The sequence below is a fragment of the Leclercia sp. J807 genome, from assembly GCF_009734465.1.
Taxonomy (GTDB): Bacteria; Pseudomonadota; Gammaproteobacteria; order Enterobacterales; family Enterobacteriaceae; genus Enterobacter.
Map to the genome: position 1 here is coordinate 2,824,256 of NZ_CP046446.1, position 26,204 is coordinate 2,850,459.

Annotated in this window: 24 protein-coding genes and 1 pseudogene; 12 read left to right on the forward strand and 13 right to left on the reverse strand. The window is 55.2% G+C overall.

Going from position 1 to position 26,204, the window contains the following annotated elements:
- Nucleotides 1–43 precede the first annotated feature (43 nt).
- Nucleotides 44–1,636 carry an EAL domain-containing protein gene (locus GNG26_RS13520; protein WP_156239099.1) on the forward strand — a complete coding sequence of 531 codons (1,593 nt, stop codon included), beginning with the start codon at nucleotides 44–46 and terminating at the stop codon, nucleotides 1,634–1,636.
- On the opposite strand, the gene yoaE is transcribed toward GNG26_RS13520, so the two are convergent.
- Nucleotides 1,637–3,196: a CNNM family cation transport protein YoaE gene (yoaE, locus tag GNG26_RS13525; protein ID WP_103822351.1), complete on the reverse strand. Its 1,560-nt coding sequence runs from the start codon at nucleotides 3,194–3,196 to the stop codon at nucleotides 1,637–1,639.
- A gap of 463 nt (nucleotides 3,197–3,659) precedes the next feature.
- Between yoaE and manX the strand changes: the two genes are divergently transcribed.
- The 5 genes from manX to mntP all read left to right on the forward strand — a co-directional run bounded on the left by manX (nucleotide 3,660) and on the right by mntP (nucleotide 7,824).
- A complete protein-coding gene (gene manX / locus GNG26_RS13530; RefSeq protein ID WP_114314650.1) occupies nucleotides 3,660–4,637 on the forward strand; it encodes a PTS mannose transporter subunit IIAB in 978 nt (325 codons plus the stop codon).
- A gap of 58 nt (nucleotides 4,638–4,695) precedes the next feature.
- The gene (locus GNG26_RS13535; protein ID WP_103180025.1) at nucleotides 4,696–5,493 is read left to right on the forward strand and encodes a PTS mannose/fructose/sorbose transporter subunit IIC; all 798 of its coding nucleotides are present in this window, start codon (nucleotides 4,696–4,698) and stop codon (nucleotides 5,491–5,493) included.
- A 12-nt stretch (nucleotides 5,494–5,505) separates the two neighbouring features.
- Nucleotides 5,506–6,357 (forward strand): PTS mannose transporter subunit IID, encoded by an 852-nt coding sequence (locus tag GNG26_RS13540; RefSeq protein ID WP_168192027.1) that lies wholly within the window; start codon nucleotides 5,506–5,508, stop codon nucleotides 6,355–6,357.
- Nucleotides 6,358–6,414: 57 nt separating this feature from the next.
- Nucleotides 6,415–6,873, forward strand: coding sequence for a DUF986 family protein (locus GNG26_RS13545; RefSeq protein WP_156239101.1), 459 nt, complete (start codon nucleotides 6,415–6,417; stop codon nucleotides 6,871–6,873).
- A 387-nt stretch (nucleotides 6,874–7,260) separates the two neighbouring features.
- The gene (mntP, locus tag GNG26_RS13550; protein ID WP_156240192.1) at nucleotides 7,261–7,824 is read left to right on the forward strand and encodes a manganese efflux pump MntP; all 564 of its coding nucleotides are present in this window, start codon (nucleotides 7,261–7,263) and stop codon (nucleotides 7,822–7,824) included.
- Here mntP and rlmA read toward each other — a convergent pair.
- The 7 genes and pseudogenes from rlmA to mgrB form a co-directional block, all read right to left on the reverse strand.
- Entirely contained in the window at nucleotides 7,821–8,636 is an 816-nt protein-coding gene (gene rlmA, locus GNG26_RS13555) for a 23S rRNA (guanine(745)-N(1))-methyltransferase (protein ID WP_156239103.1), read from the reverse strand. The two genes, mntP and rlmA, sit on opposite strands and share 4 nt — an antisense overlap.
- Nucleotides 8,637–8,702: 66 nt before the next feature.
- Complete coding sequence (ftsI, locus tag GNG26_RS13560) at nucleotides 8,703–10,421, reverse strand: peptidoglycan glycosyltransferase FtsI (protein ID WP_156239105.1); 1,719 nt, start codon at nucleotides 10,419–10,421, stop codon at nucleotides 8,703–8,705.
- 219 nt (nucleotides 10,422–10,640) lie between these two features.
- Complete coding sequence (gene cspE / locus GNG26_RS13565) at nucleotides 10,641–10,850, reverse strand: transcription antiterminator/RNA stability regulator CspE (RefSeq protein WP_001062678.1); 210 nt, start codon at nucleotides 10,848–10,850, stop codon at nucleotides 10,641–10,643.
- A gap of 12 nt (nucleotides 10,851–10,862) precedes the next feature.
- Nucleotides 10,863–11,007 (reverse strand): annotated as a pseudogene (locus tag GNG26_RS13570) (DUF2627 domain-containing protein).
- Nucleotides 11,008–11,532: 525 nt separating this feature from the next.
- The gene (locus GNG26_RS13575) at nucleotides 11,533–12,522 is read right to left on the reverse strand and encodes an MBL fold metallo-hydrolase (protein ID WP_156239107.1); all 990 of its coding nucleotides are present in this window, start codon (nucleotides 12,520–12,522) and stop codon (nucleotides 11,533–11,535) included.
- A 19-nt stretch (nucleotides 12,523–12,541) separates the two neighbouring features.
- On the reverse strand, nucleotides 12,542–12,832 hold the full coding sequence (locus GNG26_RS13580; RefSeq protein WP_114386423.1) for a YebO family protein: 291 nt from the start codon (nucleotides 12,830–12,832) through the stop codon (nucleotides 12,542–12,544).
- A gap of 73 nt (nucleotides 12,833–12,905) precedes the next feature.
- A complete protein-coding gene (mgrB, locus tag GNG26_RS13585; RefSeq protein WP_103180034.1) occupies nucleotides 12,906–13,049 on the reverse strand; it encodes a PhoP/PhoQ regulator MgrB in 144 nt (47 codons plus the stop codon).
- A gap of 158 nt (nucleotides 13,050–13,207) precedes the next feature.
- Here mgrB and GNG26_RS13590 point away from each other — a divergent pair, with 158 nt between their 5' ends.
- Nucleotides 13,208–13,447, forward strand: a complete 240-nt coding sequence (locus tag GNG26_RS13590; RefSeq protein WP_103822359.1) for a YobH family protein — start codon at nucleotides 13,208–13,210, stop codon at nucleotides 13,445–13,447.
- A 55-nt stretch (nucleotides 13,448–13,502) separates the two neighbouring features.
- On the opposite strand, the gene kdgR is transcribed toward GNG26_RS13590, so the two are convergent.
- Nucleotides 13,503–14,294 carry a DNA-binding transcriptional regulator KdgR gene (gene kdgR, locus GNG26_RS13595; protein WP_039030796.1) on the reverse strand — a complete coding sequence of 264 codons (792 nt, stop codon included), beginning with the start codon at nucleotides 14,292–14,294 and terminating at the stop codon, nucleotides 13,503–13,505.
- A gap of 178 nt (nucleotides 14,295–14,472) precedes the next feature.
- On the opposite strand from kdgR, the gene GNG26_RS13600 reads away from it, so the two are divergent.
- Nucleotides 14,473–15,846, forward strand: coding sequence for an MFS transporter (locus tag GNG26_RS13600; protein WP_114314644.1), 1,374 nt, complete (start codon nucleotides 14,473–14,475; stop codon nucleotides 15,844–15,846).
- Nucleotides 15,847–15,892: 46 nt separating this feature from the next.
- Here the strand turns inward: GNG26_RS13600 and htpX are convergent, their stop codons facing one another.
- The 4 genes from htpX to GNG26_RS13620 form a co-directional block, all read right to left on the reverse strand.
- Entirely contained in the window at nucleotides 15,893–16,774 is an 882-nt protein-coding gene (htpX, locus tag GNG26_RS13605) for a protease HtpX (protein ID WP_103180037.1), read from the reverse strand.
- A 195-nt stretch (nucleotides 16,775–16,969) separates the two neighbouring features.
- Nucleotides 16,970–19,018 (reverse strand): carboxy terminal-processing peptidase, encoded by a 2,049-nt coding sequence (gene prc / locus GNG26_RS13610; protein ID WP_156239109.1) that lies wholly within the window; start codon nucleotides 19,016–19,018, stop codon nucleotides 16,970–16,972.
- A 19-nt stretch (nucleotides 19,019–19,037) separates the two neighbouring features.
- Complete coding sequence (gene proQ, locus GNG26_RS13615; protein ID WP_103822362.1) at nucleotides 19,038–19,724, reverse strand: RNA chaperone ProQ; 687 nt, start codon at nucleotides 19,722–19,724, stop codon at nucleotides 19,038–19,040.
- Nucleotides 19,725–19,821: 97 nt separating this feature from the next.
- Nucleotides 19,822–20,319, reverse strand: a complete 498-nt coding sequence (locus GNG26_RS13620) for a GAF domain-containing protein (protein ID WP_156239111.1) — start codon at nucleotides 20,317–20,319, stop codon at nucleotides 19,822–19,824.
- A 131-nt stretch (nucleotides 20,320–20,450) separates the two neighbouring features.
- On the opposite strand from GNG26_RS13620, the gene yebS reads away from it, so the two are divergent.
- The 4 genes from yebS to GNG26_RS13640 all read left to right on the forward strand — a co-directional run bounded on the left by yebS (nucleotide 20,451) and on the right by GNG26_RS13640 (nucleotide 26,198).
- A complete protein-coding gene (gene yebS / locus GNG26_RS13625) occupies nucleotides 20,451–21,734 on the forward strand; it encodes a membrane integrity lipid transport subunit YebS (RefSeq protein WP_156239113.1) in 1,284 nt (427 codons plus the stop codon).
- Nucleotides 21,703–24,336 carry a PqiB family protein gene (locus GNG26_RS13630; protein WP_156239115.1) on the forward strand — a complete coding sequence of 878 codons (2,634 nt, stop codon included), beginning with the start codon at nucleotides 21,703–21,705 and terminating at the stop codon, nucleotides 24,334–24,336. Before yebS ends, GNG26_RS13630 begins: the two co-directional genes overlap by 32 nt.
- 76 nt (nucleotides 24,337–24,412) lie before the next feature.
- The gene (gene rsmF / locus GNG26_RS13635) at nucleotides 24,413–25,855 is read left to right on the forward strand and encodes a 16S rRNA (cytosine(1407)-C(5))-methyltransferase RsmF (RefSeq protein WP_156239117.1); all 1,443 of its coding nucleotides are present in this window, start codon (nucleotides 24,413–24,415) and stop codon (nucleotides 25,853–25,855) included.
- Between the two features lie 103 nt (nucleotides 25,856–25,958).
- Nucleotides 25,959–26,198, forward strand: coding sequence for a YebV family protein (locus GNG26_RS13640; protein WP_103181101.1), 240 nt, complete (start codon nucleotides 25,959–25,961; stop codon nucleotides 26,196–26,198).
- Nucleotides 26,199–26,204: the final 6 nt, after the last annotated feature.

The following is a 26,204-nucleotide window of genomic DNA, read 5'->3' on the forward strand; positions in this document are numbered from 1 at the left end:
TGCCATGGGCATCTGCGCCAGTGGCTCTTCGGGTGACCGTGGCATGCAAACAACGCACAGGATAATTAAAAATTATCGCCGCAAACGGGTAATCGTCTGCCTCGTGCTGTCCCTTTCCACTCTCGTTTGCACGCTAATTATCGGCTTTATTTCACAGCGCAATTTAAATCAGCAGACCACCGTGGCCTTTGTCTCCCATGCTGTCGATACGCTGGAAAAGATCCTGCAACCGCTGGAGACGGGACGCGAGGTGGTACAACCGCTTATCGGCCTGCCCTGTGTGGAGGTCAACTTTTTATTGCGCAAGCACGCCGCCTCCCTGCAAACCGTGCGCTCAATCGGCCTGATTAAAGACGGCATTCTCTATTGCTCAAGTATGTTCGGTAACCGCGATATTCCCATCAGCCAGTTTCAGCCCCAGCTACCCGCCGCGCAGCCCTTACTGCTCCTGACCACAGACCAGCCGCTGATGAAAGGCAGCCCGGTGCTGATCCAGTGGTATCCGGCGCCCGGCCAGAGTGAGGATGGCATCATGGAGATTGTGAATATCGATCTTATCGCCCGGATGCTGCTGGAGCCCCAGCTGCCGATCATCAGCGACGTTAACCTCAGCGTCGGCGGTAAGTACCTGAACCATGAGCGCCAGCTTTCGGACAGGCTGGTAACAGACGCTGGCGACAACGTTTACCAGCAGGCTTCCCTCAACTTTCCTTTCATCATCACCGTTAACGGCCCGGGGCTGACCGCGCTGGCGCTGAAAAGTCTGCCGTCGCAGCTGCCGCTGGCGGTGATATTCAGCATGCTGGTGGGGTATATCGCCTGGCTTGCCACCGCCAGTCGCATGAGCTTTACCCGGGAGATCAACTTTGGCCTGGCCTCCGGCGAGTTTGAGCTCTTTTGCCAGCCGCTGATCGATGCCAAAAAACAGGATTGCGTCGGCGTGGAAATTCTACTGCGCTGGAATAATCCTCGGCAGGGGTGGATCGCCCCGGATATTTTTATTCCGCTGGCGGAGGAGCATAACCTGATTGTCCCCCTCACCCGCTACGTGCTTATCGAAACCGTCCGCCATCTGGCCATATTTCCGCCCGCGCCGGGCTTTCATATTGGGATCAACGTCGCGGCCAGCCATTTCCGTGACGGCACTCTGCTTCACGATCTGAATCGCGTCTGGTTCAGTGCCGAGCCCGCGCAGCAGCTGGTGATTGAATTAACCGAGCGCGATACCCTGCTGGAGATGGATTACAACATGGTAGAGGCGTTACATCAGAAAGGGGTGAAGCTGGCGATTGACGATTTTGGTACCGGGAGCAGTTCGCTTTCGTGGCTGGAGAAACTCAATCCGGAAGTGCTGAAAATTGATAAATCCTTTACCGCCGCCATCGGCACGGATGCCGTCAACTCAACGGTGACAGATATTATTATCGCCCTTGCCCAGCGTCTGAATATTGAACTGGTGGCTGAAGGGGTGGAAACCAGCGACCAGGCGAGCCATCTGCGCCTGCACGGTGTGGATATCCTTCAGGGATTTTTGTATGCGCGGCCAATGCCACTGCGGGATTTCCCGCAGTGGCTGGCGGAGAGTTCACCTCCGCCAGCCTCTCATAACGGCGATATGATGCCGTCGACTCCGTAATTACTCTTCTTCGTCGTGGGCGGACTGTTCTTTAACAATGCGCACCAGATCAACGCGGTAATCGTTGGCGGTCACGATGGTTATCTTCAGCGGCGGCAGCTCAAGCACATCACCGGCTCGCGGAATTTGACCGTTCACGGCAATCACCAGACCGGCCACCGTCGCGATATCTTCATCGTGGTTGGTCAGGTGTTCCAGCCCCAGCGTATGTTGCAGGGCGTGCAGGTCCGTGGTGCCTTTGACCAGCCAGCCATCATTATCGTTAACGATTTCCGGCGTTTCGTCGGCATCCGGGAACTCACCGGCAATCGCTTCCAGAACATCCAGCGGCGTTACCAGGCCCTGCACCACGCCAAACTCGTTGGTCACGATGACAAAGCTACCCCGGGCACGGCGCAGCACGCCAAGCAGGTTGATCGGGTCGAGCGTTTCCGGCACCACGATGGCAGGCGACGCGGCGGCAATGGCCTCAACGTCCACACCCTCTTCCAATGCCACCAGCATCTCTTTGGCACGGACCACGCCGATGATCTCATCCAGCTCGCCACGACACACCGGGAACAGGCTGTGCGGGGAGGAGAGCAGCTGCTGGCGGATTTCCGTCACGCTCAGTCTGGCATCGACCCAGCTGATTTCACCGCGTGGGGTCATGATGCCACGCAGGGAGCGCGAGGCCAGCGACAGCACGCCGTTGATCATATAGCGCTCTTCTTCAACAAAGGCGCCTTCCGGAACCGGCACCGGGACATGATTATCGCTGTCCTGCTGTGCTTTGGCTTCGCGGCGGCCGCCCATCAGACGCAAAATCGCATCAGCGGTACGGGCACGCAGCGGCTGGTTCGACTGCTGGCGAATAAAGTTGCGACGGGCAATCTGGTTAAACAGCTCTATAATGATGGAGAAACCAATGGCGGCGTACAGATAGCCTTTCGGAATATGGAAGCCGAAACCTTCTGCCACCAGGCTCAGACCGATCATCAGCAGGAAGCTCAGACAGAGCACCACCACGGTCGGATGCTGGTTAACGAATCGCGTCAACGGCTTCGAGGCGAGCAACATCACCGCCATCGCAATGACCACGGCGGCCATCATCACCGGCAGGTGGTTAACCATACCGACAGCGGTAATGACCGCGTCGAGGGAGAAGACCGCGTCCAGTACCACGATTTGCAGTACCACTACCCAGAAGCTGGCATAGCCTTTACCGTGTCCGTCGTCGTGCTGGCGGTTTTCCAGCCGTTCATGGAGCTCGGTTGTGGCTTTGAAGAGCAGGAATATCCCCCCCAGCAGCATGATCAGGTCGCGCCCTGAGAAGGTAAAGTTGAAGGCGGTGAACAGCGGTTGCGTAAGCGTAACCATCCATGAGATCACCGATAGCAGCGCAAGACGCATAATCAGCGCCAGCGACAGACCGATTAAACGTGCTTTATCACGTTGTTTAGGTGGAAGTTTATCCGCAAGGATCGCGATAAACACGAGGTTATCGATACCGAGAACGATCTCAAGTACCACCAGCGTGAGTAATCCTACCCAGATTTGCGGGTCCATTAAGAATTCCATGACAAGCTCCTGCTAAAGGAATGGCAAAACGGCGCCGCGAAAAGCTCGGGCGAAGCGGTAAAGAACGTAAACAGTGAGTGGCGCGAATCGCCGATAAGGCTGGCCAGAGCTGGCCGGGTGTGTGACTGGCGTCGGTGACGGTCCATACAGTGGGCTGCTGCCCCATACTCCTGACAATTAAACGGATGGTAAACATATCAGAGACCTGAGCTTTTTGGCAAAGATTTACTTTCCTTTGCAAACAGATGTTTCCGTGCTTATTTTGATCACAGAAATATCTTATTGGCTTAGGCTAAATTACGGATCTTCATCACATAAATTATTTTTTCGATGTCTAAAATAAATCGCGTAAGTCTTAGTTAATTGAACTCTAACCCTTATCTGAATCGATTCGTTCTTTCGAAGATGATCTCTAATGCTCCTCTCACCCGGGGGCATTAACGATAATAAAAGGAGGTAGCAAGTGACTATTGCTATTGTTATAGGCACACATGGTTGGGCTGCAGAGCAGTTACTTAAAACCGCAGAAATGCTTTTAGGCGAACAGGAAAACGTCGGTTGGATCGATTTCGTTCCCGGTGAAAATGCTGAGACGCTGATAGAAAAATATACCGCTCAACTGGCAAATCTGGATACCAGCAGCGGCGTGCTGTTCCTTGTCGATACCTGGGGCGGCAGTCCGTTTAACGCGGCAAGCCGCATTGTGGTTGATAAAGAGCAGCATGAAGTGGTTGCCGGGGTTAACATCCCCATGCTGGTCGAGACGCTGATGGCCCGTGATGACAACCCGAGCTTTGACGAGCTGGTTGCCCTGGCTGTCGAAACCGGTCGTGAAGGCGTGAAAGCGCTGAAAGCGAAACCTACAGAAAACGTCGCTCCGGCGGCTGCCCCTGCCCCGGCTGCTGCCCCGAAAGCCGCCGCCCCGCTTAAGCCGATGGGCCCGAACGATTACATGCAGATTGGCCTGGCGCGTATCGACGACCGTCTGATTCACGGCCAGGTGGCTACCCGCTGGACCAAAGAGACCAACGTCCAGCGCATCATTGTGGTCAGCGATGAAGTTGCCGCTGATACGGTTCGTAAAACTCTCCTTACCCAGGTGGCTCCGCCGGGCGTCACCGCGCACGTGGTGGATGTCGCCAAGATGATCCGCGTTTACAACAACCCGAAATATGCGGGTGAACGCGTGATGCTGCTGTTTACCAACCCAACAGACGTCGAACGTATTGTTGAGGAAGGGGTAAAAATCACCTCCGTGAATATCGGTGGTATGGCTTACCGTCAGGGCAAAACGCAGGTGAACAATGCGGTGTCGGTGGACGAAAAAGATATCGAAGCGTTCAGGAAACTCAACGATCGCGGGATCGAGCTTGAAGTTCGTAAAGTCTCTACCGACCCGAAACTGAAAATGATGGATCTGATCAGCAAAGTGGCGAAATAAGCCGGCGCTGGTTGACAAATTTCACACTTAAGTCTGTTAAAGCTATAGGAGAAGTACAATGGAGATTACCACTCTTCAGATTGTGCTGGTGTTCATCGTCGCGTGTATAGCGGGTATGGAATCCGTACTAGATGAATTTCAGTTTCACCGTCCGCTGGTCGCCTGTACGTTAATCGGCGCCGTTCTCGGCGATATGAAAACCGGTATCATCATCGGTGGTACCCTGGAAATGATCGCCCTGGGCTGGATGAACATCGGTGCGGCCGTTGCGCCGGATGCGGCTCTCGCCTCCATCATCTCTACCGTGCTGGTCATTGCCGGCCATCAAAATATCGGCGCCGGTATCGCGCTGGCTATCCCACTGGCTGCAGCAGGCCAGGTGCTGACCATCATCGTGCGTACTATCACCGTTGCATTCCAGCATGCGGCAGATAAGGCGGCGGAGAATGGCAACCTGACGGCGCTGTCGTGGATCCACGTCTCGTCCCTGTTCCTGCAGGCCATGCGTATCGCTATCCCGGCGGTGATCGTGGCAATCTCCGTCGGTACCAGCGAAGTCCAGGGCATGCTGAACGCCATTCCTGAAGTCGTCACCAGCGGTCTGAACATTGCAGGCGGCATGATCGTGGTCGTCGGTTATGCGATGGTCATCAACATGATGCGCGCAGGCTACCTGATGCCGTTCTTCTATCTCGGCTTCGTTACCGCGGCATTCACCAACTTCAACCTGGTGGCACTGGGTGTAATTGGTGCGGTAATGGCTATCCTCTACATCCAGCTCAGCCCGAAATATAACCGCGTAGCCGGTAGTGCACAGGTTGCTGGTAATAACGATCTCGATAACGAACTGGACTAGCAGGTGAGCGAAATGGTTGATATGACTAAAACTACCCCTCAGAAAAAACTGACTTCGGGTGATATTCGTGGCGTGTTCATCCGTTCAAACCTGTTCCAGGGTTCATGGAACTTCGAACGTATGCAGGCGCTGGGCTTCTGCTTCTCAATGGTACCGGCGATCAAACGCCTGTACCCGGAAAACAACGAAGCGCGTCGTCAGGCGATTAAGCGTCACCTGGAATTCTTCAACACCCATCCATACGTTGCGGCGCCGGTTCTGGGCGTAACGCTGGCGATGGAAGAGCAGCGTGCTAACGGCGCCGAGATTGACGATGGTGCCATCAACGGTATCAAAGTGGGTCTGATGGGGCCGCTGGCGGGCGTAGGTGACCCGATCTTCTGGGGTACCGTGCGTCCGGTCTTCGCCGCGCTCGGTGCGGGTATCGCCATGAGCGGTAGCCTGCTGGGTCCTCTGCTCTTCTTTATCCTGTTTAACGTGGTACGTCTGGCAACCCGTTACTACGGCGTGGCCTACGGCTACCGTAAGGGCGTGGATATCGTTCAGGATATGGGCGGCGGCTTCCTGCAGAAACTGACTGAGGGGGCGTCAATCCTCGGCCTGTTTGTCATGGGGGCGCTGGTTAACAAGTGGACGCATGTTAACATCCCGCTGGTGGTGTCAACCATCACCGGTCAGGATGGTCAGACCCGTGTGACCACCGTGCAAACCATTCTTGACCAGCTGATGCCGGGCCTGGTGCCGCTGCTGCTGACCTTCGCCTGTATGTGGCTGCTGCGTAAAAAGGTCAATGCGCTGTGGATCATCGTCGGCTTCTTCGTTATCGGTATCGTCGGTTACGCTATCGGTCTGCTGGGTCTGTAATTTTTTAGTGAATACACCGGGGGCATGAACGCCCCCGTTTTTTTATCCGGAGGATGAATGACGGTCACGGACATCGTACTGGTTGTCTTTATTGTTGCCCTTCTGGCGTATGCCCTCTACGACGAATTGATCATGCCCCGCCGCAACGGCGCGACGTTGCTCTCAATCCCCCTTCTGCGCCGCGGTCGCGTTGATGCCATCATCTTTACCGGTCTGCTGCTGATCCTTATCTATAACAACGTGATGAGCCAGGGGGCATTACTGACCACATGGTTATTATCTGCCCTGGCATTAATAGGGTTTTACCTGTTCTGGATCCGGGCGCCGAAAATAATCTTCAAATCTACTGGATTCTTTTTCGCCAATGTCTGGATAGAATATAACCGCATTAAAGAGATGAATTTATCAGAAGACGGCGTGCTGGTGATGCAATTAGAGCAGCGACGTTTGCTTATCCGGGTAAGAAATATTGACGATCTGGAGAAAATATACAAATTACTGGTTAAAACTCAATAAGATACAAAAATAGCACTGGCTATATTTCGCTATACTTTTCACAGTGTTATATAGCCAAAGCTATATTATGTCGCGACAGTTACGGGCTATTATTAACGTTATTTTCACATCAACCTCTAAATGAAAATCGTTATCAAAAACTAATCTGAATAATACTTCCCTGTAGTTGTTTTATATTCTCAAAATATGTTAAGGTTGCGCCCGTCGTTGGGGAGTAGCCGATTTCCGGTTTACCGGAAATGTACGTGTCAACATACTCGTTGCAAAACGTGGCACGTACGGATTTTTCTGCACAGCAGAAGGATCAGGCGAGACCATAGACGCATCGACTGCTGTTTACTGGGGGCAGTGATGTGTCATATGGATATCCCCGGTCTGGACGCGCTCATGAACCTCTCTGCAACACTTCTCCTGGCCTTTGGCATGTCGATGGATGCATTCGCCGCTTCCATGGGCAAAGGCGCCACGCTGCATAAACCTAAGTTCTCTGAAGCCCTGCGTACCGGTCTTATCTTTGGTGCTATCGAAACTCTGACCCCGCTGATTGGCTGGGGGCTGGGGATGCTCGCCAGCCAGTTCGTGCTGGAGTGGAACCACTGGATCGCCTTTATTCTTCTGACCTTCCTCGGCGGACGTATGGTTATCGAAGGTATTCGGAATGATGTCGGGGACGATGAGCCGATTCAGCGTCACGGCTTCTGGCTGCTGGTGACAACAGCTATTGCTACCAGTCTGGATGCGATGGCCGTCGGCGTCGGCCTGGCTTTCCTGCAGGTCAACATCATTGCCACCGCGCTGGCGATCGGCTGCGCGACCTTTATTATGTCTACCCTGGGCATGATGATTGGCCGTTTTATCGGCCCGCTGTTAGGAAAACGCGCCGAGATCCTCGGCGGTATCGTCTTGATCGGCATTGGCGCACAGATTATGTGGAGCCACTTCGCCGGTTAACTGACTCGCTGCCAGCAGTGGATACTAAAATCTGTCTGGCAGCTGAAATGCGCCTGTTTTGCCAGCGCCTCCCACACCTCCGGCTTTGCCCGCCACGCAAAGGGCGTCATCTGCAGCAGCGCTACCGCCTCTTTTCCAGTCAGTGACATGTTATAGGCCAGCGACAGCGCCTCTTTCAGGGCAAAGCCCTCCAGCTGCTCTGAATGCGGTGCATGCAGCAGAACTTCACTGTAAATCAGCCCTTTCAGCTCCATCAGGTGACGCGGTCCTGGCGTCACGGTGATCACCCAGCCGCCCTCTTTTACCACGCGCGCCAGCTCCTCGCCTTTGCAGGGGGCGTAGATGCGAACGATCGCATCCATACTGTTCTCTTCAAAAGGCAGACGATGGCTGGAGGCCACACAGAACGTCACCTCTGAATAGCGTTTAGCTGCCGCGCGGATGGCAGATTTTGAGACATCCAGACCAAAGGTGGCCGCGCCCTTTTCCTGCGCAGTTTGGGCAAAGGCAGCCGTGTAATAGCCTTCGCCACAGCCAATATCGAGAAGTGACGTCGCACCCTCCGGCAGTAAGGCCGCCAGCTTACCGGCTACCGCGTCACGCAGGGGCTGATAGTGCCCGGCATCGAGGAAGGCCCTGCGCGCCTGCATCATCTCTGCACTGTCGCCCGGATCGCGCGACCGCTTGTGCTGGACCGGCAGCAGATTGACATAGCCCTCTTTCGCCATATCGAACCGATGCCCCTGTGGGCAGGCGTAACTTTTATCCGCATGGGCGAGCGGCGCGTGGCAAAGAGGACAGCAGAATGTCATGGGAACTCCGGGCAATTATAAAGGGCGAAAGTGTACCGCTAATCGCCCCGCTATAAAACGCCTTGCTTAACGCATGACGATAAGATGGCTGGAATCGGCCGGGAGTCCATCCGGCTTGATGTTTTCGATGCGCAGCACGTCGCCCATAATCTGGCTGAAAACCGGTGCCGAAACCGCCCCGCCGTAATAGGCACCGTTTTGCGGATCGTTAATCACCACCGCCAGGGCAAATACAGGACGGCTGGCCGGTGCGACACCGGCGGTATAGGCCACATATTTGTCGACATAATTACCGCCATCGTCGATTTTCTTCGCGGTGCCGGTTTTCACCGCCACCCGGTAGTCACGCACCGCGGCTTTGATGCCGCCCCCACCCGGCAGGGCCACGCTTTCCATCATATGTTCCACCTCCTTCACAATCGACGCGGGCATCACCTGGGTACCCATAACCGGCGGATCGATGCGGGTGATAGAGAGTGGACGTTCCAGGCCATAGCTGCCGATAGTGGCGTAGACGTGGGCGAGCTGTAACGGCGTGACCATCAGGCCGTAGCCGAAGGCAAAGGTGGCGCGATCGAGCTGGCTCCAGAATTTACGCTCCGGCAGCAGGCCGCTGCTCTCCCCCGTCAATCCAAGTCCGGTGGAACGACCAAAACCAAACCCGTGGTAGGTATCCAGCAGTCGCTGGATCGGCATTGCCAGCGACAGGCGCGACACACCCGTGTCGCTCGATTTTTGCAGAATACCGGTCAGCGTCAGCTCCGGGTAGTAACCGACGTCGCGAATGCGGTGTCCGGCCAGGGTGTAGGGATGGGTGTCGATCACGCTGTCTGGCTGCACCAGCCCCTGCTGCAGGGCGGTCATCAGCACCAGCGGCTTGACCGTAGAGCCGGGTTCAAAGGTGTCGCTGATGGCGCGATTACGAAAATCGTTCAGCGTGGCACCCTCGCGGTTGTTGGGATTGAAATCCGGGTAGTTGGCCATCGCCAGGATCTCGCCCGTCTGGATGTTGATCAGCACCGCTGCTCCCGACTCCGCTTTATTCCAGGCGACAGCATTGTCCAGCGCATCTTCCGTGATGGTCTGCAGCCGCTCATCAATGCTCAACTGGATGTTATGCGCCGGAACGGGCGGCACTTCGGTAATATTTTCGATCACGCGTCCGAAGCGATCCTCACGCACACGGCGCAGACCGGGTTTGCCGGTGAGCTGCGCGTTAAAACTTTTCTCGATCCCTTCGATGCCCTGGCCGTCGATATTGGTAAAGCCGATCAGGTTAGCCGCCACGTGTCCGGCCGGGTAAAAACGGCGCGACTCATCACGCAGGCTGATACCAGGCAGCCGGAGTTTAGCGATCCACTGGGCCTGAGCGGGATCTACCTGGCGGGCCAGATAGATAAAACGGCCATGTGGATTGCTGTTGATGCGCGCCGCAAGCGTGGGGAGCGACAGATGTAGCGCACTGGCTAATGCCTGCCAGCGCGCGTCAAAACCCACTCCCCCTTTTGCCAGCACCGTTTTCGGATCCGCCCACACCGCCCGCACCGGCACACTCACGGCCAGCGGTCTCCCCTCCCTGTCCATGATCATCCCTCTGGGGGCATTGATGGCGACCTCACGCAGGGAGCGCATATCTTCCTGCTTAACCAGCGGGTCGGGTTTAACAATCTGCAACCAGGCGACACGACCAAGAAGAAAGAGAAGGCTGCCTAAAATTACCAGACAGAGGAGAGCAAAACGTAACGGGGTGAAGTTTGCTGCGGAATTGACGGGTTTCTTTTTCACCAGGGCTCCAGGGCTGAGTAACAACGCCCTGATTTAACGGCAAATTTGAGCCGTGAGGGTGAAAACAATGCTAATACTCTCGTAGCTTTGAAACAAACTGCTAACAGCGACGCATGTGGTAATACTTTGAAAAATATCCATTAAAAAGCCCCGCACAGGCGAGGCTTTATATCTCTGCAACTGAAACGTTATGACGCTTCAGATCAGGCAGGGGTTCGATCAGATAGCGGTTACGTTAACAGCAGCCGGACCTTTCTGGCCGTCCTGAATTTCGAACTCAACGTTCTGGCCTTCAGCCAGAGTTTTGAAGCCGTTACCCTGGATTGCAGAGAAATGTACGAATACATCTTTGCTGCCGTCAGCAGGAGTAATGAAACCAAAACCTTTAGACTCGTTGAACCACTTAACTTGACCTTTGATCTTTGCCATTTGCAAAATTCCTTAGAATGTTTTCTTAGCCCGCGGGCATTAACTGAGATAAAACTGAGACATTACTGCTTGAGGCACTAATATAAGGTTCGGCAGAGAAGCGGTATTCAACGACAACGTGTTTACTCAGGACTTCTTTACTGAAAATGCCACACATAAACAGAACTGTACCTCGTTTGACCCAAACCGTGTTATCACATACAACTTAAATAATGGCAAGCCATTTTTAAACGTGTCTCGATCAGCCGCACAAATTCCGAGACTGACTTGCCACAATCTGCACAGTAATGCACGTTCAGTGTATACCAGACCAAAATGTTGCCTGCCCAGTCGCTGTCAGGATAAGCGCTGTTATCAAAGACTTTTTTACATTAGCTCAATAACTTCATATCGTCCAGCAAGCGCGCCAGAATTTCTGTGGTCGCTATTTCATTTAGAACTTTTCGTGAAAAGTTATGCTGAATTGATCGTAACGACAAGGGATTGTTGCAGGAAAAAAACATTGTATATCGCTTCGCTTGTTTAAGTTATATACACCTAAACTGGTAATTCGCTATGCACCAAAATAATGATATTTTTATGAACCTGCCTCAAAAAAAGGCAATCAAAACGTTTCGATTAAAATAAAATATGACACCTGTCGGTTTAATAAAGAATATTCGCTAATTGAACCAGTAACGGTTTACAAGGATAAATATTGATCAATGCGCAGAGGATGAAAGTTATCGCTGCGCGGGGAGATATCTGCCAGTGCCTGCGCGAGCTCTCTGACGGGCTCATCCAGTGATTCATCTGCCAGTTCAAAGACACCCCAGTGGATCGGGATCGCCAGCGGCATGCCCAGTTGTTGCCAGAGGTTCACCGCCGCCTGCGGATCCATATGATGAATCGACATGAACCAACGTGGTGCATAGGCTCCGACAGGTATGGCAGCGGCATCTAATTTTCCCAATCGCTCCGGAATGGTTAACAGCTCCGGGGTAAAACCGGTATCGCCGCTAAACCAGAAGCGCTGCCTCTCGCTCTCAAAGACCCAGCCACACCATAACGAGCGATCGCGATCCCAGAGGCTACGCATGCTCCAGTGTTGCGCCGGTACGGCGGTAAACACCAGCCCTTCGAAAACATAGCTCTGCCACCAGTCCAGTTCGATAACCTGTTTCGCCCCACGGCGGCGACACCACGCCCCTAGTCCTAAAGGCACAAAAAAGGTCAACTGCGGAAAGCGTCGCAGAAGCTGGCGCACCGTGGCGGAGTCCAGGTGATCAAAATGGTTATGGGAAATGACAACGGCATCAAGTGGCGGAAGCGCCGCGACACTCATCACCGGGGGCGTTTTTCTTATCGGCCCGGCAAATGACACCGGCGAGGCGCGCCGTGAAAAGACCGGATCGGTGAGGATGTACTTTCCGTTCAGACGTAGCAGCAGGCTGGCGTGGCCTAGCCACCAGACGCCATCTTCTTCAAGGGTGTTGAGCGTAACGGGTTGCCACCACTGGCGGATAAAGGCGTCATAGCCTTCTGAAGGCGGTTTGGGCAACCCGGCGGCTTTACGCGCCTTGCGCCAGCGTTCTACATCGCCGGGTTGACGGACAGGGGCATCCAGATTGCGGAAACCCTGCGGGGTATGATGCGCAAGGGAGGGGTTATACCAGGGATTACGCCAGGCCATACTCACCTCCCTTGACCGATTAGCGTTCGGCTACCAGACGAATAAAGTCATCGTCCTGGCTCTTAGCCGTCTCTTCTGGCGCTTTTGGTACCTCTTTCTCTTCCGGTTCATTAGCTTCGCACAGCCGACGCAGCAGGACATTCTGTCGTTTCTGCAGGTCGACTAACTTCTCCAGCAGTTCGATCTGCTCGTTGGTACGGGAGCTCGCGCGATTGACAAAAAACCACAGCACCAGGCCCGCAACCAGCAGTACGACCGAAATCGCCAGAGATGCCACGCTGAACATCCCGGAATTGACTAACTCACCCATTTCACTCCCCCATAAAAGCGCCTATTTTACCACTCGCGTTAAGGAAGGAAATCACTTGCGATAAAAATGACAACTACCAGGGGATAAACTTATTAATAGAACAAATACCGCTAAAGAACTGTACATCCTGGTCGCACATCACATTGATGGTCTGCGTCCAAAGCAAAACACAGGCCACTAACACTAAGACCAGAATAACCCAGCGTATTTTCTTCACTCCACTCTCCGTACCGTAACTGCCTGATGCCAGGTTATCATGCGCAACTTAAACCATGCCTAACTGTAACGCGAAGGCGATGCTTTCGGAATCATAGACTTGTTAAAGTAAGTGTATCGATTACGCTAAGCGGCAGTTATTCAAAAAATGAGGTAATGATGCGCTTTTTTATTCGCACATTGATTGTTATAGCACTGGTCTGGACGGGTGTACTGCTCGCGGGCTACGGCGTCTTGATCGGCAGTAAAGAGAATGCAGGCGGGCTCGGGATCCAGTGCAAGTATCTCACCGCCCGCGGCGTCAGCACGGCGCAGTATATTCATTCAGACAGCGGTATTATCGGACTCTCCCGCTGCCCGCTCCTGCGAAAGAGCGAGACAGTGATCGATAACGGCTGATCCAATGCATAAAAAAACGCCGCCATCTGGCCGCGTTTTTTTATGGCGTTTTCAATCAGAACGGATAGTCGTTGTAACCCATCTGTTCAGAAATCTTACGCGCCGCCGTGTGCAGCATTTCAACGTACTCGTGCAGATGCTCTTCAGAGAAACGCAGCGTCGGGAAAGAGATACTCAGGCCGGCAATAACGACACCGAAACGGTCGAATACCGGAACGCCGATGCAGCGCAGGCCCTCTTCCTGCTCCTGGTTATCTTCGCCATAACCCTGCTCACGAACTTTATCCAACACCTGCAACAGCTCTTCAGTGGTGGTAATGGTACGCTCAGTGCTGCGTTTGTACTCCACGTTCTCAAGGATCTGCTTCACTTCATCACGGTCGCGCCATGCCAGCAGAACTTTACCGATAGCGGTACTGTAGAGCGGGTTACGGCGGCCAATGCGTGAGTACATACGCAGGTTATACATGGAGTCAATTTTATGGATATAGACGATACTGTCTTCATCCAGCGCCCCCAGGTGCACCGTCTCTTTCGTCAGACGGGAGAGTTCGCGCATCTGAATATCCGCGCTACGGATCAGATCGACGTTCTGCAGCGCACGAGCGCCCAGTTCAAATAACTTCAGGGTCAGGGAGTATTTTTCAGACTCGCCTTCCTGTGCAACATAACCCAGTGATTTCATGGTCTGTAAAAAGCGATAAACGGTGCTTTTTGACATCATCACACGCTGGGACAGCTCAGTAATACCGATTTCGCGCTCTTCACCTAGCGCCTGCAGGATGCCGAACACCTTTAACACGGATGAAACAGAATCTGGCTGTTTATCCAAATCCGCGATTGCCATTAATCACCTCAACGCAAGTGTTTTATAAAATTCAGAACCGGTTTTTATTATAAATTCGCTCATGCATTGCTGCAATCAATCCTGCTTTACCTGGTTACAAATCTGCGACATACAGCCGAAATAACAGTGATAATATCGTTACCCTGTTAATAATAACCCCCACTGCTAATAAATTTTCATGACTACACCCCTTAAAGATGGCCTGCCGCTGCCGCAACGCTATGGCGCTATTGCCACCATTATCATCGGTATTTCAATGGCTGTACTGGATGGCGCTATCGCCAACGTCGCCCTGCCAACCATTGCCAGCGACCTGAATGCTTCCCCGGCCAGCTCAATATGGATCGTTAACGCCTACCAGATAGCCATTGTTATCTCGCTGCTCTCGTTCTCGTTTCTCGGAGATATGTTTGGCTACCGCCGGGTTTATCAGTGCGGGCTGGCGGTATTTACGCTGACATCCCTCTTCTGCGCCCTTTCAGATACGCTGCACATGCTGACGCTGGCGCGTATCATGCAGGGGTTCGGCGGGGCGGCGCTGATGAGTGTGAATACCGCCTTGATCCGCCTCATCTATCCTCAGCGACATCTGGGCCGGGGCATGGGGATCAACTCCTTTATTGTTGCCGTCTCCTCGGCGGCGGGCCCGACGATTGCCGCGGCCATCCTCTCGGTCGCGTCCTGGCAGTGGCTATTTTTAATCAACGTTCCACTTGGGATCGTGGCGTTACTGTTCGCCCTGCGCTATTTACCCGCCAACGGACCGAAAAGCAGTATGCCAAAATTCGATCTCCCGAGCGCGGTCATGAACGCCCTCACCTTTGGCCTGCTGATCACCGCCCTGAGCGGCTTCGCCCAGGGACAGTCGCTGACGCTGATTGCGGGCGAGGTCGTGGCGCTGCTGGTGGTAGGCTTCTTCTTCGTGCGTCGCCAGCTGGCACTGCCGGTGCCGTTATTGCCGGTAGATCTGCTGCGTATTCCGCTCTTCTCCCTCTCCATCTGCACCTCCATCTGCTCCTTCTGCGCGCAGATGCTGGCGATGGTCTCTCTGCCCTTCTTCCTGCAGAGCGTGATTGGCCGCTCGGAAGTGGAAACAGGACTACTGCTAACCCCCTGGCCGCTGGCAACGATGGTGATGGCGCCGCTGGCGGGCTATCTGATTGAACGGGTGCATGCGGGGTTACTGGGCGCACTGGGTCTGGTGGTGATGGCGACAGGTCTTTTCGCTCTCGCCCTGCTGCCTGCGGCACCTCACGATCTGGATATTATCTGGCGGATGGTGCTGTGCGGGGCGGGCTTTGGCCTGTTTCAGTCACCGAATAACCATACCATTATTACCTCAGCCCCCCGCCATCGCAGCGGCGGCGCCAGTGGGATGCTGGGCACCGCCCGCCTGCTGGGACAGAGTACCGGCGCGGCGCTGGTGGCGTTGATGTTCAACCTGGCCGGACAAAGCGGCACGCATCTGGCGCTGCTGACCGCCGGCACGCTGGCTATCGTCGCGGCCATCATCAGCGGATTGCGGGTGAGCCAGCCTCGTTCGCAGGCATAAAAAAAGCGCGTCTTCAGACGCGCTTTTTTATTAGCAAACCCAGCCGTTATTTCAGGTATTCACCGTTACGCAGCGCTGCAATACGCTTATCCAGCGGCGGGTGAGACATGAACAGCTCGCTCAGCGATTTTGATTTACCGTTAATGCAGAATGCCATCATGCTTGAGGCTTCCTGCGGTTCATAGCTGGTTTTCAGACGCTGCAGCGCAGCAATCATCTTCTCGCGCCCCACCAGTTTGGCTGAACCCGCATCCGCGTGGAATTCACGGTGACGGGAGAACCACATGGTGATAATGCTCGCCAGAATACCAAATACCAGTTCCAGCACCATAGAGACCGCGAAGTAGATCAGCGGGTTACCGTTACTCGATTCGCCTTCCTCACGATCGCCACCCATAAACCCTGCGGCAATCTGGGCAATAATACGCGAGATAAAGATTACGAAGGTGTTCACTACACCCTGAATCAGGGTCATGGTCACCATATCGCCGTTAGCAATGTGGCTGATCTCGTGGGCGATAACCGCTTCGGCTTCATCACGGCTCATGTTCTGCAACAGGCCGGTACTCACTGCAACCAGAGAGGCGTCGCGACGCGCGCCGGTGGCAAAGGCGTTGATATCCGGCGCGTGATAGATTGCCACCTGCGGCATGGCGATACCCGCCTGACGGGACTGGTTGGCAACGGTGGTCATCAACCACTGTTCCATATCGTTACGCGGTTGCTCAATAACCTCACCGCCAACGGACTTCAGTGCCATCCACTTGGACATTAGCAGTGAGATAAAGGAGCCACCAAAACCAAACAGCAGCGCCATAATTAACAAACCCTGAACGCTGCTCGACTGAATTCCTGTCAGGCTGAGCACCAGCCCGAAGACCACCATGACCGCCAGGTTGGTGAGCAGGAAGAGCGCGATTCGCATCATAATATTCTTTTAACCTCAGTTTAACAAAACGCACTATGCGATTACCCACATCGTATGGGTATTCCGTATATTTTCAAGGATTGCAGCGGCGTAAGTCACCAGAAAGACACAACTTTACACAATAAAAGGAATGCCTGACGGCAGGATGCGGTTAACAAAAAAACAGGCACAATTTCTTGTGCCTGTCAGGGGAGATTATTTAGCCGGAGCGGGATTCCCGGCGGGCTTCTCTTTTTCCAGTTTCGCCAGATCGATAGCGATTTTCACCGTCTCATCAAGATAGGGATCCGGCTCCTGATAATCCTTCGGCAGGTCGTCCAGCTTTTTGAGGGCTGGCTTTCCTTCACGTTTGAAGCGGTCGTTAATCCGCGCCAGACGTGTTGCATCATCCTCTTCGTTCTCTTTCAGACGCTGCGCGTAATTCAGAGAGACGATATTGCGTTTCGCCTTCAGGGCGTTGAAGCGGGCAATATCTTTGATGATGTACTGGAACTCAGGATCTTTGGCGATGCGATCGTCGTGCTGCTTCAGCAGCGCCGGACCAAACGGAGTCATGTCGCCCGATTTCACGAAGGTGGCAGCGTTCACGCTATCCCACGGCAACGCGTTATCTTCAAACTTCTCACCTGTTTCGGTCTCTTCGGTTCCCGTCGGCATGATGATATCCGGGGTCACCCCTTTACGCTGGGTACTGCCGCCATTCACGCGGTAGAACTTCTGAATGGTGTACTGTACCGAGCCCAGCGCTGGCCATTCCGGACGCAGCATCTGATCGTAAATGCGGTTCAGAGAGCGGTACTGCTGTACCGTGCCCTTACCGAAGGTCGGTTCGCCAACAATCAGCGCGCGGCCATAATCTTGCATGGCGGCAGCAAAGATCTCTGAGGCCGAAGCACTGAAGCGATCGACCAGCACCACCAGCGGCCCTTTGTAGTAGACGACGCCATCGGTATCGGCGTCTTCACGCACTTTACCGTTATTGTCGCGAACCTGTACCACCGGACCGGACGGGATAAACAGACCCGAGAGCGAAACCGCCTCGGTCAGGGCGCCGCCGCCGTTGGTACGCAGATCGATAATAACGCTCTTAACGTTCTGTTTTTCCAGCTTCTGCAGTTGCACTTTGACGTCGTCCGTCAGGCCCACATAGAAACCAGGAATATCCAGCACGCCAACCTTATCTTTACCTACGGTTTTCACCGACATTTTCACCGCGCGATCTTCCAGACGGATGCGCTCGCGGGTCAGGGTAACGATACGGGTCTTGGTGCCTTTGCCCGCTGGTAGAATTTCCAGACGGACTTTACTGCCTTTCGGCCCTTTGATCAGGGCAACCACATCATCCAGACGCCAGCCGATGACATCGACCATGCTCTGACCAACCTGACCGACACCCACAATGCGATCGCCTACGCTTATCGCCTTGCTTTTAGCAGCCGGACCGCCGGCAACCATGGAGTTAATGACGGTGTAATCGTCGTCCATCTGCAGCACCGCGCCGATCCCTTCAAGGGAGAGGCTCATCTCGGTGTTAAACTGCTCGGTGTTGCGCGGAGAGAGATAGTTGGTATGCGGATCGATTTCGTGCGCGAAGGCGGTCATCGCCAGCGAGAAAACATCTTCACTGTTGGTCTGCGCCAGGCGACGAATGGCAAATTTGTAGCGGCGGGTCAGCGTTTCGCGGATCTCTTTCTCATCCTTACCGGTGAGTTTGAGGCTCAGCTCGTCGTACTTAACTTTGCTGTCCCACAGCTGATTCAGCTCGGCTTCATCTTTTGGCCACGGCGATTTACTGCGGTCAAGATTAAAGGTGTCGTTACCCGTGAAGTCCATTGGACGTTCAAGCACCTTAAGCGCGTATTGATAGCGCTCAAAACGGCGTTTCTGCGACAGGTTATACAGGTCGTAGAACAGGTCCAGCTTGCCGCTGCGTAACTCATCCCCGACCTGAGTCTGCTTTTTGGCAAATTGTTCGACATCGCTCGCCAGCAGGACGTTATGGCTGTAGTCCAGCAGGTTCAGATAGCGGTCGAAAATTTTTGTCGAAAAAGCCTCGTCGAGATCGAACTGACGATAGTGCGAACGGGTGAAGCGCGACGTGACGCGCTCACTGACCGTCGCGTGCTGAGTCTCTTCCTTCAGAACCGGAATCTGATCGACACGCGTAATCTCGTCCACAGCGAAAGCGTGGCCTGTTATCGCAAACAGGCCAGCCAGCGCGGTGAGCTTAAAAAATGTGTTCATGCCGGGCTTGGCCTCCGTTTTAGAACAACAAGTGTTCTGCGCGTACAATCATTGACAGACCAGAAGTCAGCTGTACACGAACGCCATCTTTGGTGATTTCCTGTACGGTGGCATCCATAGCATTGTTACCCGCTTTGACCTTCAGAGACTGACCGACGCTCAGGGCGTTAATGTCAGAAACCGGAGTGTGGCGCGGCTCTTCACGAGGCGCACGCGGGGCTTTTGCCGCTGGTTGCTCAGCACGAGGCTTACGCTCGGTATTTTCTTTGCGACGCGGTGCAGGACGTGGCTTGCGCTCACGGCGAGGCGCTTCTTCCTGGCCATTGGCCGCGGCAGCTTCGCGTTTTTTCGCCTGCTGTTCAGCACGCTGAGCCTGAACGCGCGCTTTGGCTTCTTCAAGCTGCTTACGCGCATGCTCTACGTGCTGTTCGTCCAGCACGCCGCATGGGTTGCCGTCGAGGTCAACACGCGTTGCGCCCGCTTTGATACCGTAAAGGTAACGCCAGCTCGAAGTATAAAGACGTAAGGCGGAGCGGAGTTGGGTTTTGCTGAGGTTCATCTCACCTTCAACACGCTCTACCAGATCCTGAAAAATACCAATTTTCAGGGGACGAGCTTCGCCCTCGGCACTAAAACATTGAGGAAAACGTTCGGCCAGAAACGCGATAACTTCTTTACTGCTATTCAACTTAGGTTGATTTTCCATGAAATTTCCTGATTACAACGGACGTTGCCGACAAGCCGCAGGCATGAACAGGCGTCATTATAATGACGCCATCCGTAAATGCTACGTTATCCGTTGATTATCCTGCGACGCTCGCAAAGAATTTATGATAATCGGTCGCGGCGAGAACCTGTTCCAGATTCCCTACCAGCTCGCGCAGCCCCTGTTCATCCTCAGGGGTAAAGCGATTAAAGACCGTGCTGTCGATGTCCAGAACACCAATAATCTGATTTCCCACTGTCAGTGGCAGCACGATTTCAGCGTTGCTGGCGCTGTCGCAGGCGATATGCCCGTCGAACGCATGAACGTCATCCACGCGCTGCACCTGGTTTTGCGCCACCGCCGTACCGCAAACACCGCGCCCAACCGGGATACGGACGCAGGCCAGTTTGCCCTGAAACGGCCCCAGCACCAGCGTGTCGCCTTCCAGCAGATAAAAACCGGCCCAGTTCACATCGGACAGACGCTCAAAAAGTAACGCGCTGGTGTTCGCCAGGGTGGCCAGGAAACTGGTTTCACCTGCCATCAATGCCTGGAAATCGCGGTTTAAATCCGCGTAGAATTCTGTTTTGTTCATTATTCAATCACTTGGTTGTCTTACAAAATTACAGCATAGCCTATTAAAATACGCATTATTTGCGTTCATGCTCAAGATGAATCAATTCATGAGTTAAGATAACTATTAACTATCCCTTTTTAGCGCGACCGATGGCTCTTAAATCACCGAAAATAACGCCGACGAAAAAGATCACTGTGCATGCGGTTGGCGATGCGCTGCCTCGTGCACATTATCAGCGTTGTCCGCAATGCGATACGCTTTTTACGTTGCCAAAGATGAAATCATACCAAAGTGCTTTCTGCCCGCGCTGCAACGCAAAAATCCGCGATGGCCGCGACTGGTCACTGACCCGGCTGGCGGCGATGGCCGTGACCATGATGCTGCTGATGCCCTTCGCCTGGAGCGAGCCCCTGCTTCAACTGCACCTGCTGGGCGTGCGCATCGACGCGAACCTGTTGCAGGGGATCTGGCAGATGACTCGTCAGGGCGATCCCCTGACGGCCTCCATGGTGCTCTTCTGTACCGTCGGTGCGCCGGTGGTGCTGGTGGCGGCGATAGCCTATCTGTGGTTCGGTAATATTCTGGGGATGAACCTGCGCCCGGTGCTCCTGATGCTGGAGAAGCTCAAGGAGTGGGTGATGCTGGATATCTACCTGGTGGGGATTGTCGTGGCCTCAATCAAAGTGCAGGACTACGCTTATCTGCAGCCGGGCGGCGGCCTGTTCGCCTTTATCGCGCTGGTGATATTGAGCGTCCTGACCTTGATTCACCTCAACGTGGAGCAGCTCTGGGAGCGTTTTTATCCCCAGCGCCCCGCCACCCGCTACGATCCGGCACTGCGGGTCTGCCTGGGTTGTCACTATACCGGCCAGCCCGACGCACGGGGCCGCTGTCCGCGCTGCCATATTCCCCTGCGCCTGCGGCGGCATAACAGCCTACAGAAATGCTGGGCGGCGCTCATCGCCTCAATGATATTTCTGCTGCCAGCTAACCTGCTGCCGATTTCGGTGATTTATGTCAACGGCGCGCGGCAGGAGGACACCATCATGTCGGGTATCGTCTCGCTGGCCCACAGCAACATCGCCGTGGCGGCGATCGTATTTATCGCCAGTATTCTGGTGCCCTTTACCAAAGTGGTGGTGATGTTTACTCTGCTCGTGAGCATTCATTTCAAATGTGAGCAGGGGCTGAGAACCCGCATACTGTTGTTGCGTTTCGTGACCTGGATTGGCCGCTGGTCAATGCTGGATCTGTTTGTTATTTCGTTGATGATGTCGCTGATCAATCGCGATCAGCTCCTTGCTTTTACTATGGGACCCGCAGCGTTCTATTTCGGCTCTGCGGTGATTTTGACTATTCTTGCAGTGGAATGGCTGGATAGCCGCTTACTTTGGGATGCACATGAGTCAGGAAACGCCAGCTTCGCCGACTGAAGCGCGAGTTAAAACAAAACGTCGTATTTCGCCATTCTGGTTATTGCCGGTTATCGCACTGATGATCGCCGGTTGGTTAATCTGGACCAGCTACGAGGATCGCGGCAATACCATCACCATTGACTTCCAGAGCGCCGACGGCATCGTTGCAGGCCGAACGCCCGTCCGTTTTCAGGGGGTTGAGGTGGGCACCGTTCAGGATGTTTCCCTGGACAAGAACCTGAATAAAATCGAGGTTCGCGCCAGCATCAAATCCGATATGAAAGATGCCCTGCGCGATGAGACCCAGTTCTGGCTGGTGACGCCTAAAGCCTCGCTGGCGGGCGTCTCCGGGCTGGATGCGCTGGTCGGGGGTAACTATATCGGCATGATGCCGGGCAAAGGCGAGCCAAAAGATCACTTTACCGCCCTCGACACGCAGCCGAAATACCGGCTTAACAATGGCGATCTGATGATCCATCTGCATGCGGCGGACCTGGGCTCCTTAAACAGCGGCTCGGTGGTCTATTTCCGTAAGATCCCCGTTGGCCGCGTCTATGACTACGCCATCACCCCCAACAAGCAGGGGGTGGTTATCGATGTGCTGATTGAGCGGCGCTTTACCTCGCTGGTGAAAAAAGGCAGCCGGTTCTGGAATGTCTCCGGCGTGGATGCCGACCTGAGCCTGAGCGGGGCCAAAGTGAAACTTGAGAGCCTGGCGGCGCTGGTGAACGGCGCAATCGCCTTCGATTCCCCGGAAGGCTCTGAGCCCGCTACCCAGGAAGATGATTTCGGCCTGTATAAAGATCTGGCCCACAGCCAGCGCGGCGTGATTGTGAAGCTCACCCTCCCCTCCGCGGATGGCCTGAAGGAGGATTCCACCCCGCTGATGTACCAGGGATTACAGGTCGGGCAGCTCACCAAAATGACGCTCAACCCTGGCGGCCTGGTGACCGGTGAGATGACCGTTGACCCCAGTGTGGTCGATCTGCTGCGTAAAAACACCCGCATAGAATTGCGTACGCCGAAACTCTCCCTCAGCAACCCCAGCGTCAGCAGCTTGCTGACCGGCAGTACGTTTGAGCTCATTCCGGGCGGCGGCGAACCGGTTAACCAGTTTGTCATTGCCCCGGCCGATAAGGCGCTGCTGCAAAAACCCGGCGTGCTGACCGTGACTCTCAACGCGCCGGAAAGCTACGGCATCGACGCCGGTCAGCCGCTGATTCTGCACGGGGTGCAGATTGGCCAGGTGCTTGAGCGCAACTTAACCAGCAAAGGCGTCACCTTTGCGGTGGCGATTGATCCGCAGTACCGCGAGCTGGTGCATGGCGACAGTAAATTCGTGGTCAACAGCCGGGTAGACGTGAAAGTCGGGCTCGACGGCGTCGAGTTCCTGGCGGCCAGCGCCAGCGAGTGGATCAGCGGCGGGATCCGTATCCTGCCGGGTGAGAAAGGTGCCATGCGCGACAGCTATCCGCTGTATGCCAACCTCGATAAAGCCCTGGAAAACAGCCTGAGCGATCTGCCGACCACCACCCTGACGCTGGTGGCCGACACGCTGCCGGACGTGCAGGCGGGCTCGGTGGTGCTGTATCGTAAATTCGAAGTGGGTGAAGTGATCCTGGTGCGCCCGCGCGCGAATGCCTTTGATATCGAACTGCATATCAAACCGGAATACCGCAAGCTGTTGACCAGCAACAGCGTGTTCTGGGCTGAAGGCGGGGCCAAAGTGCAGCTTAACGGCAGCGGCCTGACGGTGCAGGCCTCTCCGCTCTCCCGCGCCCTGCGTGGGGCCATCAGTTTCGACAACCTGAGCGGGGCCAGCGCCAGCCAGCGTAAAGGCGACAAGCGGATCCTCTATCCGTCTGAGACCGCAGCGCGTGCTGTCGGCAGTCAGATTACCCTGCATGCCTTTGACGCGGGCAAGCTCTCCGAAGGGATGCCGATACGCTATCTGGGGATCGATATCGGGCAGGTCCAGAGCCTGAAGCTGATCACCGCCCGCAATGAAGTGCAGGCCACGGCGGTGCTCTACCCGGAATATGTTGACAACTTCGCCCGCACCGGGACGCGCTTCTCGGTGATCACCCCGCAGATTTCCGCGGCGGGCGTTGAGCATCTTGATACTATTCTCCAGCCTTATATCAACGTCGAGCCTGGACAGGGTAAATCGCGCCGCGACTTCGAGCTGCAGGAGGCGACCATTACCGATTCACGCTATCTCGATGGCCTGAGCATTGTGGTGGAAGTGCCGGATGCTGCATCCCTCGATATCGGTACGCCGGTGCTGTTCCGGGGAATGGAAGTGGGTACGGTCACCGGCCTGTCGCTGGGGACGCTCTCGGATCGGGTGATGGTGGCCCTGCGTATCAGCGATCGCTACCAGCACCTGGTACGTAACAACTCCGTCTTCTGGCTGGCCTCCGGCTACTCGCTCGACTTCGGCCTGACCGGCGGGGTGGTGAAAACCGGGACCTTTAATCAGTTTATCCGCGGCGGTATCGCCTTTGCGACGCCGCCGGGCACCCCGCTGGCGCCGAAATCTCAGCCTGGCAAGCACTTCCTGCTGCAGGAGAGCGAGCCGAAAGAGTGGCGCACCTGGGGAACGGCCCTGCCACGATAACCCCTACGCTCCGGTGTCAACCCACCGGAGCGTTTGTGGTACACTGCGCGCCTCTTTGACTCCCTGTGGTGCGCTCGTGTCTCAACGTTCCGTCTATCTGCCAGAAGAATTTCTGGCACAAATGCGCCAGGCTCTGCCTGACCCTCTCTCTCTTGATGCGTTTATCGCTGCCTGCCAGCGCCCGCTGCGCCGCAGCCTGCGCGTCAACACCCTGAAAATCAGCGTGGCCGATTTCCTTACGCTTGTCGCCCCCTACGGCTGGCAGCTCACCCCTGTGCCGTGGTGCGAAGAGGGATTCTGGATCGAGCGTGACGACGAAGAGGCGTTGCCGCTGGGCAGTACCGCAGAACATCTGAGCGGGCTCTTTTATATTCAGGAAGCCAGCTCCATGCTGCCGGTTGCTGCGCTGTTTGCCGATGGCAATATGCCCGCCCGGGTGATGGACGTGGCGGCCGCCCCCGGCTCCAAAACTACCCAGATCGCCGCGCGGATGAACAACCAGGGCGCAATCCTCGCCAACGAGTTCTCCGCCAGTCGCGTTAAGGTGCTGCACGCGAACATCAGCCGCTGCGGGATCAGCAACGTGGCGCTCACCCATTTCGATGGCCGCGTGTTTGGCGCCGCCCTGCCGGAAGCCTTTGATGCGATCCTGCTGGATGCCCCCTGCTCCGGCGAAGGGGTGGTGCGAAAAGATCCCGATGCGCTGAAGAACTGGTCCGTTGCCAGCAACCTGGAGATCGCCGCCACCCAGCGCGAGCTTATCGACAGCGCCTTCCACGCCCTGCGTCCGGGCGGCACGCTGGTCTACTCCACCTGCACCCTGAACCGCGATGAAAACGAAGCCGTTTGTCTGTGGCTGAAAGAGCAGTACCCGGATGCCGTTGAATTCCTGCCGCTTAACGACCTGTTCGCCAGTGCCGGGGACTGCGTTACGCCTGAAGGCTTCCTGCACGTCTTCCCGCACATTTACGACTGCGAAGGCTTTTTCGTGGCGCGCCTGCATAAAAAGGCCGCCGTTGCAACGCTGCCCGCTCCCAAATATAAGGTCGGAAACTTCCCGTTCACGCCCCTTAAAACCCGCGAAGCCCAACAGATTACCGCCGCCGCTAACCAGGCGGGCCTGTTCTGGGACGACAACCTGCGTCTGTGGCAGCGAGATAAAGAGGTGTGGTTATTCCCGACAGAGATTGAGCCGCTGATCGGCAAAGTGCGCTTCTCCCGTCTTGGCCTGCGCCTGGCGGAGACGCACAACAAAGGCTATCGCTGGCAGCATGAAGCGGTGATCGCGCTGGCAGGCCAGCACAACACCTTTGCCTTAACCCAGGCGGAAGCGGAAGAGTGGTATCGCGGACGCGATGTCTGGCCGCAGGAGACCCCGTCCGGGGATGATGCTGTAGTAACCTGGCAGGGCTTCCCGATAGGCATGGCGAAAAAAGTGGGCACACGACTGAAAAACAGCTATCCGCGCGAGCTGGTTCGCGATGGCCGCTTGTTTACCGGTAACGGTGAAGCGCGCTAAAAAAAGCACTTTTTTACTGGCGCTTTTGCTCTTCATTGACCAGGCTGAAAAGTGGGCGACTATACTGGTCGTACCAGAACACAGCATGATCATGGAGAGCATTATGACGAAAACCAATGTGCGCATTGGCGCATTCGAAATCGATGATGCCGAGTTAAGCGGCGATACGCAGGGCGAACGAACGTTAACCATCCCCTGCAAGTCCGATCCCGACCTTTGCATGCAGCTCGATGCATGGGATGCAGACACCAGCGTCCCGGCAATCCTCGATGGCGAACACTCAGTCCTTTACCGTGAGCATTACGATCAAAGTTCCGATGCCTGGATCATGCGCCTTGCCTGATTCAAA